The 10,536-nt window shown below is 41.8% G+C and carries 10 protein-coding genes; 4 read left to right on the top strand and 6 right to left on the bottom strand.

What is annotated here, in order from left to right; all coding sequences use genetic code 11:
* Positions 1–461 precede the first annotated feature (461 nt).
* The 5 genes from IEW93_RS19445 to IEW93_RS19425 all read right to left on the bottom strand — a co-directional run bounded on the left by IEW93_RS19445 (position 462) and on the right by IEW93_RS19425 (position 5,260).
* Positions 462–1,391 carry a restriction endonuclease gene (locus IEW93_RS19445; RefSeq protein WP_188740894.1) on the bottom strand — a complete coding sequence of 310 codons (930 nt, stop codon included), beginning with the start codon at positions 1,389–1,391 and terminating at the stop codon, positions 462–464.
* 343 nt (positions 1,392–1,734) lie between these two features.
* Positions 1,735–2,328: a Fic/DOC family protein gene (locus IEW93_RS19440; RefSeq protein WP_188740893.1), complete on the bottom strand. Its 594-nt coding sequence runs from the start codon at positions 2,326–2,328 to the stop codon at positions 1,735–1,737.
* Positions 2,329–2,330: 2 nt separating this feature from the next.
* Positions 2,331–2,489 (bottom strand): hypothetical protein, encoded by a 159-nt coding sequence (locus IEW93_RS19435; protein ID WP_188740892.1) that lies wholly within the window; start codon positions 2,487–2,489, stop codon positions 2,331–2,333.
* A gap of 784 nt (positions 2,490–3,273) precedes the next feature.
* Positions 3,274–4,911, bottom strand: coding sequence for a chaperonin GroEL (gene groL, locus IEW93_RS19430; RefSeq protein WP_188740891.1), 1,638 nt, complete (start codon positions 4,909–4,911; stop codon positions 3,274–3,276).
* Positions 4,912–4,969: 58 nt separating this feature from the next.
* On the bottom strand, positions 4,970–5,260 hold the full coding sequence (locus IEW93_RS19425) for a co-chaperone GroES (protein WP_124015245.1): 291 nt from the start codon (positions 5,258–5,260) through the stop codon (positions 4,970–4,972).
* A gap of 214 nt (positions 5,261–5,474) precedes the next feature.
* Here IEW93_RS19425 and IEW93_RS19420 point away from each other — a divergent pair, with 214 nt between their 5' ends.
* Positions 5,475–6,941 (top strand): MATE family efflux transporter, encoded by a 1,467-nt coding sequence (locus IEW93_RS19420; protein WP_188740890.1) that lies wholly within the window; start codon positions 5,475–5,477, stop codon positions 6,939–6,941.
* A gap of 94 nt (positions 6,942–7,035) precedes the next feature.
* Positions 7,036–7,401: a hypothetical protein gene (locus tag IEW93_RS19415; RefSeq protein WP_188740889.1), complete on the top strand. Its 366-nt coding sequence runs from the start codon at positions 7,036–7,038 to the stop codon at positions 7,399–7,401.
* A gap of 37 nt (positions 7,402–7,438) precedes the next feature.
* Here IEW93_RS19415 and IEW93_RS19410 read toward each other — a convergent pair whose 3' ends face one another.
* Positions 7,439–8,023, bottom strand: a complete 585-nt coding sequence (locus IEW93_RS19410) for an FxsA family protein (protein WP_188740888.1) — start codon at positions 8,021–8,023, stop codon at positions 7,439–7,441.
* A 201-nt stretch (positions 8,024–8,224) separates the two neighbouring features.
* Between IEW93_RS19410 and cutA the strand changes: the two genes are divergently transcribed.
* On the top strand, positions 8,225–8,551 hold the full coding sequence (gene cutA / locus IEW93_RS19405; protein WP_188740887.1) for a divalent-cation tolerance protein CutA: 327 nt from the start codon (positions 8,225–8,227) through the stop codon (positions 8,549–8,551).
* A complete protein-coding gene (locus IEW93_RS19400; protein ID WP_188740886.1) occupies positions 8,548–10,404 on the top strand; it encodes a protein-disulfide reductase DsbD in 1,857 nt (618 codons plus the stop codon). Before cutA ends, IEW93_RS19400 begins: the two co-directional genes overlap by 4 nt.
* The last annotated feature ends 132 nt before the right edge of the window (positions 10,405–10,536 follow it).

The following is a 10,536-nucleotide window of genomic DNA, read 5'->3' as shown; positions in this document are numbered from 1 at the left end:
ACTATTTCCGTCATCTCTTTACGGAATTACCCAAGCGTGCACCATCAGATGAACTGTCTGATTTGCTGCCGTGGAATGTTGATTTAGGTGAAGCAGAATAACCTTCACCGGTTCATTGAGCGCTTACGTATTTACTCATCCACATCACATCTGTGTTATTGGTATTCGTTTGGGAATCTGGATAGTGAAGTAGAAAGTTTGATCTGACCCCACTTGTTTAGCTAATTGATTGTTATAGATAAATCTTTTAAGTGCTAAATGGCAACTCTGATGCTAATGGGAGGGTGTTGGGCTAAATGGCTCGAGTCTATCTCTAAATGAGGCAGCAGGGTTGCTGCGCCCGAGCCAATAGGGACATGTTGACGGCGTCACTCGGGACGTTATCCCAATGACCGAGAATTCACGTCACATTTTGAGTAAGAGCTGATTACAGTCTCGACACGTTTAAAGAAATAGCACCCTTAATCATCTTCATCAGTCTCTTGAATCATTTTATCTATAATATCGCTCCATTCTTGAAGATAACTATCATGAATAAGCCATATGCTTTGGCTATCGGCAAGTTGTCGAGCAGATTTTGTGTAATCGTTATTTGTTACAACTACAGCACCAAAAGCTTCGTAGTAGTCTCTTGCAGAAGAAACTTCCTGAACAGCTTTATTTCCCACAGGCTGACTATATAACTTACATTGAAACACAAATTTAAGACCATGCTTTTCTGCTACCACGTCAGCACCTTGATCTCCACTTCCCGCAGTCGGGTATGCAACCCAACCTAAATCACATAAGTGGTTAGCAATTACGCTCTCATATTCATAAGGTGTTATCTTTAAATTAGAATCAACCGCATCAGAAGTTATATTGTCAAATTCAATATCATCGATAATTTCAACTACTATCTCGTGCAGTGGCTGTTCGACATCGTCAAAGCCATAGAAATATTGAAGATTTTCAATTTTTTCAAGAGCGAATTTTAAAACTGGGGGTGTTTTTTCTATAATGTATGAAATTATCAGTGTTTCCCTCTTTTTACTAAAAACTTTAGCTTCCTTAAGCCAGTTATCAATATTTATATCGCCATATGAATCGCGGAAAACAAGTTGTCTTTTTTTAAGAGATAAATTGTCTAAGTAATTATTCTCTATTAAAAAGTTTTTTATCAATGCCTTCTTAATATAGTCAGACATGACCATAGTGTTAACAATGTAAGTTTGCTTTGAGTCTGCCCAAGCGTCTCCACCGTCATGACTTGGTTTGTACAAGACATCAGGTGAAGAGAAGCTATTTTTAAACCAAGTTTCATTGCTGCAGTTGTGTATTATCACGTCCCGCAGCTCATGGAACTTATCAATTGAATACGGGTTAAATATTGTTTTAAAAAAGCTAAGCATACATTTCATCCTTTTTATGTTATTGCTTTGTAAATTATCATAAAAATCTGGTCAGCCATCGAGCAATCGAGACAGCTCCTGTAAATCAATAACATAATGCACTTCCGATATGCGCTCAAGCAAGATTTAAGTGTTTAAATGCAAGAAGGTCAATCAGCATGGATGCCTGAAAAATGAGCATTGGCCTATGGGTTAGACGTTTTTGCGTAGAATTAATTGATTATGCTACAGACAAGAGGACAAGGCGTCTTGAGCGACACGTCATCTTTCTACTTTTTACCAACCACTGATATGAACGAGCAAGTAACGCAGTGATCAGTTGTTTAAAGGCATCAAAGAATGCTTAAATTGATGAAGTGGCAACACTCAATATTTGATTTAATGATCTCAGATCACCTAAATACCCTTGAATATTTGCATTTACCCATTCATCTTTCGAAATATCAGGCCAATTAACGCTTAGGTCAAAATAGAAAAAGAGCTCTTCAAAAAAGAATCTTTGCGTTCTTCCATTTCCCTCTCTAAATGGATGGATAATGTTCAGCTCACAAAAGATATCGGTGATTTCTGCAATTAGTTCATGTTTTGAATCGAATCGTTCCAATAATACGATTCGAGAAAATTGTTTGTTCGCTTCAGCCTCAATTCTTGAACATGTACAAAAACGCGTATCACCCTTAGAAATATCCACGGTTCGAATATCACCAGCCCAATGGTAGATATCTTGAAATAGTTGCTTATGCAGGCTTTGTAGATGTTTTAGGTTAAAGTCTTGTAACGAGGTAATTGTTGAAGAGTATTGACTATATCGAGTTGCAGTAAAGGCTAATTCGGCTTCGGCGAGGTTGCCATAGTCCTGAATATTAAGCTTGTTTTGAAGTACTTCCGAATCAGGGTAACAGTAACTGTCGTGGCTTACCCCATATTTATCGCGCATAGTTATCGCGCATACTTGAGTTTCAAATCATCAATCGATTTTCCGGCATTTTCTTTCTTCATTGATAGGCCTTCATAGCGAGAGCTCATTTCAAAATTGCTCATTTTCGGCGTGAACACTCGTGCGTTTTTAGGTGTTTTATCTTTTGTTGAATTTGCCATTATACCCTCCGCGATAACGCTTATATTATAACCTAGTTCAGCCTACTCTTCTACATAACCCAGTCTTTATCCATCGGATAAACGCCCTTAACAAAAAGCCCCGACACTGTTAAGTATCGAGGCTTTCTCTTTTCTTTTTACAAGAAGTTTGGCTTGAGCTTTTAGGCTTTCGACCAACATAAGCATCTAACGCAGGAAAATGGGCTTAGAGCAAGGCTTTTTGCCACGACGTTTAGCTTTCAACTTTTATCAGCCACCTAAGTGAGTGGTGAAGTAACGCAGTTATCGCCAATTTAGACCCAAAAGAAACAAAAAGCCCAGGGCAACCGCATGAGTGCTTACTTTTTGAACTCTATGTTTAACCTGCAAGCAGAAGAACAAGAAACCACCCTAACTATGAAGATTTATCGAACTACGGAAGTTTATTAAACGACCTTAATTTGTTCAAAAAACGTTCGCGATCTCGCCCTGACAAAAAGCCCCGAAACTGTTAGGTATCGAGGCTTTCTCTTTTCTTTTACAAGAAGTTTGGCTTTAGCTTTTAGGCTTCAGACCAGCATAAGCATCTAACGCAGGAAAAATGGGCTTAGAGCAAGGCTTTTTGTAGCGACGTGTAGTGTTTTTCTACACGAGCTGCAAAGTAACGCCGCTATAACCCATTTTAACCAGTTAGAGTATATAGCGCAGAATAAATCGGGTGAGAACAAGGTGCTTTACCACGACGTTTAGCTTTCTTAAACGAGTGGTGAAGCAACGCAGTTATCACCGATTTAGACAAGCTAGTTTACATCATACCGCCCATACCACCCATACCACCCATTCCGCCCATATCTGGCGCAGACTCTTGTGGAATTTCAGAAACCATGGCTTCAGTGGTGATCATAAGACCTGCAATTGACGCTGCAAACTGTAATGCACTACGGGTTACTTTAGTTGGGTCTAGGATACCCATTTCTAACATGTCACCGTAGGTGTCGTTGCCGGCGTTGTAACCGTAGTTACCAGTGCCATTTTTAACAGTGTTAGCAACAACTGATGCTTCTTGGCCTGCGTTAGTTGCGATTTGACGTAAAGGCGCTTCCATCGCACGTAGGGCAATTACCACACCGTGTTTTTGGTCTTCGTTAATTACTTCAACGTCTTTAATTTTGCTTGCTACGCGAACAAGGGCTACACCACCACCGGCTACCACACCTTCTTCAACTGCTGCGCGAGTTGCGTGTAATGCATCTTCTACGCGCGCTTTTTTCTCTTTCATTTCAACTTCAGTTGCTGCGCCAACTTTGATGACTGCTACGCCGCCAGCAAGTTTTGCCATACGCTCTTGTAGCTTTTCTTTGTCGTAGTCAGACGTTGACTCTTCAACTTGTTGTTTGATTTGAGAAACACGAGCTGAAATCTGCGCTTGGTCACCATTACCATCAATGATAGTAGTGTTGTCTTTAGTGATGATAACGCGCTTAGCTGTACCTAAATCTTCTAGGGTTGCTTTTTCAAGCTCTAGGCCGATTTCTTCAGCGATAACAGTACCGCCAGTTAGAATTGCCACGTCTTGAAGCATTGCTTTACGACGGTCGCCAAAACCAGGGGCTTTAACAGCAGCCACTTTAACGATGCCGCGCATGTTGTTTACCACAAGCGTTGCTAATGCTTCACCTTCAACGTCTTCTGCAACGATAAGCAATGGCTTACCGGTTTTTGCTAGACCTTCAAGGATTGGCAATAATTCACGGATGTTAGACACTTTTTTGTCTACTAACAAAATGAATGGGCTGTCTAGTTCAACGCTGCCAGTTTCTGGCTTGTTGATGAAATATGGTGATAGGTAACCACGGTCAAACTGCATACCTTCAACAACGTCTAATTCGTTTTCAAGCGCTTGGCCTTCTTCAACGGTGATAACGCCTTCTTTACCAACCTTTTCCATTGCTGTTGCAATGATTTCGCCAATAGACTCGTCAGAGTTAGCAGAAATAGTACCTACTTGAGCAATAGCTTTAGTGTCGGCACAGTCTTGAGAAAGTAGTTTTAGCTCAGCAACGGCTGCGATAACCGCTTTGTCGATACCGCGCTTAAGATCCATTGGGTTCATGCCTGCTGCAACGGCTTTTAAACCTTCAACAACAATAGCTTGCGCTAATACAGTTGCTGTTGTGGTACCGTCACCGGCTGCATCATTGGCTTTAGAAGCAACTTCTTTCACCATTTGTGCGCCCATGTTTTCAAACTTGTCTTGTAGTTCGATTTCTTTGGCTACTGACACACCATCTTTAGTAATAAGTGGTGAACCAAAGCTTTTGTCTAATACAACGTTACGACCTTTAGGGCCTAAAGTTACTTTCACTGCGTTGGCTAGAATGTTAACGCCTGCAAGCATTTTTACACGTGCGTCATTACCAAATAAGACTTCTTTTGCTGCCATTTTTTGATGTTCCTTTAAATTTAATGATTAATTGGAAAGTCGAGTTGATGGGCGAGGCTTAGCCTACAACTGCCATCAGGTCAGCTTCTGACAGGATTAATACTTCTTCACCGTCAATTTTTTCTTTTTTCACGCCATAACCTTCATTGAAGATCACAACGTCGCCCACTTTTACGTCAAGTGGTGTAACTGTGCCGTTTTCTGAAATACGACCATTGCCTACTGCAAGGATTTCACCGCGAGTTGATTTCTCTGCAGCGCTGCCTGTAAGCACGATACCGCCTGCAGATTTAGATTCAACTTCTAAACGTTTAACGATAACGCGGTCATGTAATGGACGAATATTCATCTATGAACTCTCCTAATGATTTGATGCCCAAAAAACGAGGCTGTTGACTTACAAATAAGGGTTTTCCCCTCGATGCATGTGATATGGGGGTGATTGATCACAGATCCAAGGGGGATTTTAAAAAAAACTACACTTTTTTTAAGTCTGTTTTATTAAAGCGCTATTAATCCTGATAGAATTCGACACCTTTAAAACCCCAAGCCCTAGAGAATAGATGAAAGACAAACACGGGTTGCTTAGCGCTCCTATTGGTCGTGTGCTGCTTAATATGACCTTGCCAAACCTGATTGGTATTATGACCATTCTGGGCGGCAGTTTGGTAGACATCTTTTTTATTAGCCAACTGGGCACAGAAGCTTTAGCGGCAATCAGTTTTACTTTTCCTGTTACGTTAGTTATTTCAAGCATAGGTATAGGTATTGGCGCGGGAGTGTCAACCAATCTTGGCCGCTTAATTGGTTCTGGTCACGCGCCTGAAGCAAAAGTCTTTTTATTCGACACCCTGTGCATGACCTTAATCATTATTTGGGGATTATCGATATTGGGCTGCGTGTTTATGGAGCCTATTTTTAGCTTACTTGGCGCGAACGAAGCCAGCTTGCCGTTAATTAATGATTATATGTGGTACTGGTATTTAGGCGCGCCAGCCCTAGTACTGCTGATGGTCGGCAATCAAGGACTACGTGCTACGGGTGACACGCGTTCACCGGCTAAAATAATGATGTTGGCTGCGGTGGTAAATTTAATTCTCGACCCGCTGCTTATCTTTGGTATTGGCCCTTTTCCACGTTTAGAAATACAAGGGGCTGCCATTGCCACGACACTGTCTTGGATTGTGGCAATGTCGTTGGCTGGCTATTTAATTGTGATAAAACGTAAGCTGATTGAATTTGCCAGTTTTGATGTCGGCCGGTTTATATTGCACTGGAAAGCTTTGGCACATATTGCGCGCCCAGCAGCGTTAATGAATGTGATAAATCCTATCGCTAACGGCATTATCATGGCCATGCTTGCAAGGATTGATCACACAGGTGTCGCGGCGTTTGGTGCGGGGATCCGCCTTGAGTCAGTGCTGTTAATTGTGGTGATGGCATTGTCGTCAAGCCTAATGCCTTTTATTGCACAAAACCTGGGGGCCAACCAACCTGTCCGAGCCAAAAAAGCCTTATTGATGTCGTTACAGTTTGTGTTTGTTTTTCAAACCTTATTGTTTATCCCGTTGTATTTTAATGCCTCAGCCATTGCCCAACTATTTACTAATGATCCTTTGGTAATCGACTGGCTGAGTTTTTATGTGATGGTATTGCCCGCAGCTTATGGCCCGCTGGGCATTGTGATTATTTTTGCAACCAGCTTAAATGCCTACCATAGACCGTTGAGCTCTTTAGTGATAAATCTGTGTCGGTTAATGTTGTTAATGCTGCCATTTGCGGCGTTAGGGGCATATATAGGTGGCGTTAAGGGTGTCTTTTTGGCGTTACCCATCACAAATACGTTAATGGGCATTGCCTGTTATTACCTTGCTACTCAAATAAGTGAACCAAGCGATATTAAGCATACAGTTTCATGCACCGATAAGCGTCAGGATGACTCAATCAGTAACATTACGACAGAGAGCAACACGGGTTTATCGGCCACATCTAAGCGTGCAGACGCCTCTATTAATCGCTTGGTAGATTAATTTCACATTAACCTCAATGACAAGCTCTTGCCTTTGGCGAGTATCGATGACTTAATAAGATTCATTGTGACTTTTTAGCTCAGCCCAATACGTTATGAAAAAATCCATTTATGCCGCATTATTGTCGGCTCTGATTTGCCCTGGAAGCGGCCAACTTTGGCTAGGTAAAAAATGGCTTGGCTGGGGGTTTATTAGTGTCAGCTTGCTGTGCATCATGGTGCTAATGAACCACATTATTAGCCGTGCACAAGTGATTGCCGAGCAGATTTTGGCAGGTAATGTGGCTAACGATTTAAGCTCCATTTACGCCGAAGTCTCCAAAGTCGCGCTGGACGCACAATCGGCTGAGTTATCGCAACTCACATGGCTGTTTATTGCCAATTGGACGCTCAGTATTGCCAGCGCATTTTGGCTTGGTGCCAAACAAGATAAGCAATTAAACACAAAAACAACCGACTAAATCAGGTTAAGTCGGCTGTTTTGGCTGCGATGAAGGGCTACTTTTTATCGTCTTTAGGCGCTACCGGTTCAACATCAATAATGTCGTCATCGGTTTTAGCTTGCTCAATGTGGTGGCTGCGAGGTTGCTCGTCTTTACGCTCAAAATCACCATCAAAGGTATTACCATTTTGATCAAATGGGTTTTGCCCACCAAATGGGCCCGATTGACCAAAAGGGTTTTGGCCTGGACCAAAACCTGCTTTAAATCCACCATTGGTCACCATGCGCAGCTGCATCCGCTTATACAAAAAGGCCGCGATGGGGGCACGAGTTAATGGGGTTAGTAATATTAAGCCAATAAAGTCAGTCACAAAGCCAGGAATAAGTAATAACACCCCTGCCGCTGCGAGCATCATGCCTTCTACAATTTCTTTGCCTGGCGCTTCACCTCGTGCCAACTTTTGCTGCACTGTCATTAATGTGCTTAACCCTTGGCTACGCACTAGCGACACTCCAACTACTGCAGTAAATAACACTAAGCCAACCGTAGTCCAAGAGCCAATAGAACTGGCGACTTCAATCAATACGTTAAGCTCAATAACCGGAATAAGTACAAATATTAACAATAAAATAAAAAACATATTGGCCTCTAATCATCGCTTTTTGCTAAAGTGGCGACTTAAAAATATTATGCCGATGAAACTTAAGTGGGGGTTATCGGGTCTGTTTTCAAGACTGGTCACGAATATCATCGCTGTTTAGTGAAAACTTAGCTAAATAAGCGTAATGTGATGACGCTTTAATTATAACGCCTTTAACTTAAGTAAACTTTAAGATTGTATATGTATAAACCTAAGCAACTCGTTATTTTAACCACCTGCCCAGATACTGAAACCGCAAAAATGATTGCCGGTGCGCTCGTTGATAAACAATTGGCAGCATGTGTTCAAATCGGTCAGGTCGTTGAGTCGGTTTATCGGTGGAATAATGACATTTGCCAGTCACAAGAAGTGCCTTTGCAAATCAAATGTATGGCTGAGCAATACAAGGCGATTGAGCAACTTGTGATCCAAATGCATCCCTATGAAGTACCAGAATTCATCGCCATGCCAATCACTAATGGTTTTGGCCCTTATTTACAATGGATAGAAGACAACTCACTATCATGAAAAAAATCGTTTCGCTTTGCCTCACGTCCTTGTTATTGATGTCATCAATGTTACTTGCTCCTTCGGCGCTCAGTGCCAATGCCTCAAGTAACACTTTTAGTTTTTTAAGTAGCGAACCCAAGCTCATGCCCGTTAATGAGGCATTTGCGTTTGATTACCAGCAGCAAGGTAATCAGCTAAAAATGAGCTTTGTGATTGCCGATGGTTACTATTTATACCGCGATAAATTACAGTTTTCGGCAGAGGGCGCCGTGATAGGCGATATTGAGCTACCACGAGGAAAAAACCATAACGACGAATACTTTGGCGACCAGGAAGTGTACTACTCGTTTGTAGAGATCCCAGCTGGATTAAAACAAGCCAATGCCGATGCCGTTATTACCGTTACCTTTATGGGATGTGCTGAAGGTACATTGTGCTATCCGCCAACTAAAAATGAGGTAAAACTCCAAGCTGTTGCCGAAAATGACGGCATGATAACGGCTAAAAAAGTCATTGGAGCACCAGAGTCAACGGCATCATTACCGGCTACAGATACTGCAAAAACGCCGATTACCCAACAAGATAGCCTAAGCCAGATGCTACAAAATGACAGCCTGCTTTGGACGTTACTGATCTTTTTTGGTTTAGGTATTGGATTAGCGTTAACCCCTTGTGTATTCCCTATGTATCCGATTTTGTCGGGCATTATTGTGGGTCAGGGTAAAAAACTCTCTACCGGCAAAGCATTTACGTTATCAATGGCATACGTACAAGGTATGGCCATTACTTATTCGTTATTAGGTTTAGTGGTGGCATCTGCTGGGCTTAAGTTTCAAGCGGCGTTACAACATCCTGCTATTTTGATTTTCTTGGCAGTGATGTTTGTGCTGTTAAGTTTATCGATGTTTGGCCTGTACGATTTAAAATTGCCATCAAAATGGCAAGAAAAAATGAACGACATGTCGAACAACCAAAAAGGTGGCAACCTGATTGGTGTGTTCTTAATGGGTGTTATCTCTGGTTTAGTCGCCTCTCCTTGTACTACAGCACCGCTATCTGGCGCATTGATTTATGTGGCGCAATCTGGCGATTTAATTCAAGGCTTTTTGGCGCTGTATGTGTTGAGTATGGGCATGGGTGTGCCTTTGTTAATCATTGGTACCTCAGGCGGTAAAATATTGCCTCGTGCCGGTGCCTGGATGGATATTATTAAAACCATATTCGGTTTCTTACTGATTTCGGTATCGATTGTGATGATTGGTCGTATTTGGCCTGGTCTGGTGTCGGACTTATTATGGTCTGTGTGGGGCGTTGCGTTAACCGGCTACTTAATGCACCAAAACAAGCTTAGTGAGTTTAACTGGAAGCAAACGACCCGTGGAGTATTACTGCTACTGACATTGTTAGCTAGCTTCTCGTATGGTTTCCAAGCGCTTATGACAGGGTTAGGTCACGAGACACCAAGCATAACTAAAGCTGGACTAAACGGTGAAGGTCATGCCGAAACCAACCACTTTATTCGTATTAAGTCGCTTGCTGATTTAGAAGTTGAGCTAGACAAGGCTAGCATCAGCGGCAAAACCGTGATGTTAGATTTGTATGCCGACTGGTGTGTAGCATGTAAAGAATTTGAAGCCATTACCTTTAAAGACAACGAAGTCGCTAAACGTATGGACCAAATGGTATTACTGCAAGCCGATGTTACCGCCAGTGATGATATTGATATTGAATTACTAGAGCATTATGGCGTATTGGGGCTACCAACCTTATTGATGTTTAATCAAGACGGTGAGCAACGTGAAGATTTACGAGTAACGGGTTTTATGGGGCCAAAAGACTTTGCCGCTCATTTAGACCTGTTATTAAAATAACGTAAAATATTTTCTATTTAAAAACAGCATCTTTAGTTACTAAAGATGCTGTTTTTTGCATTTAATCCATTAAAGTCATCGAAAGTTCAACTTTTTCTTATACAATGTGGTTTTATATTCTTCATTCAAGGA

It is taken from the genome of Shewanella inventionis, from assembly GCF_014641855.1.
In the GTDB taxonomy this organism is placed as follows: domain Bacteria; phylum Pseudomonadota; class Gammaproteobacteria; order Enterobacterales; family Shewanellaceae; genus Shewanella; species Shewanella inventionis.
Note: the sequence above shows the minus strand (reverse complement) of the source record. Positions and strands in the feature narration are given on the sequence as shown.

Bases quoted from the DNA above. Each gene is read 5' to 3' on its own strand.
- IEW93_RS19440 (WP_188740893.1), bottom strand. From the start codon at position 2,328: ATGCGCGATAAATATGGGGTAAGCCACGACAGTTACTGTTACCCTGAT.
- cutA (WP_188740887.1), top strand. From the start codon at position 8,225: ATGTATAAACCTAAGCAACTCGTTATTTTAACCACCTGCCCAGATACT.
- IEW93_RS19400 (WP_188740886.1), top strand. From the start codon at position 8,548: ATGAAAAAAATCGTTTCGCTTTGCCTCACGTCCTTGTTATTGATGTCA.
- IEW93_RS19410 (WP_188740888.1), bottom strand. From the start codon at position 8,023: ATGTTTTTTATTTTATTGTTAATATTTGTACTTATTCCGGTTATTGAG.
- groL (WP_188740891.1), bottom strand. From the start codon at position 4,911: ATGGCAGCAAAAGAAGTCTTATTTGGTAATGACGCACGTGTAAAAATG.
- IEW93_RS19445 (WP_188740894.1), bottom strand. From the start codon at position 1,391: ATGCTTAGCTTTTTTAAAACAATATTTAACCCGTATTCAATTGATAAG.
- IEW93_RS19420 (WP_188740890.1), top strand. From the start codon at position 5,475: ATGAAAGACAAACACGGGTTGCTTAGCGCTCCTATTGGTCGTGTGCTG.
- IEW93_RS19425 (WP_124015245.1), bottom strand. From the start codon at position 5,260: ATGAATATTCGTCCATTACATGACCGCGTTATCGTTAAACGTTTAGAA.
- IEW93_RS19435 (WP_188740892.1), bottom strand. From the start codon at position 2,489: ATGGCAAATTCAACAAAAGATAAAACACCTAAAAACGCACGAGTGTTC.
- IEW93_RS19415 (WP_188740889.1), top strand. From the start codon at position 7,036: ATGAAAAAATCCATTTATGCCGCATTATTGTCGGCTCTGATTTGCCCT.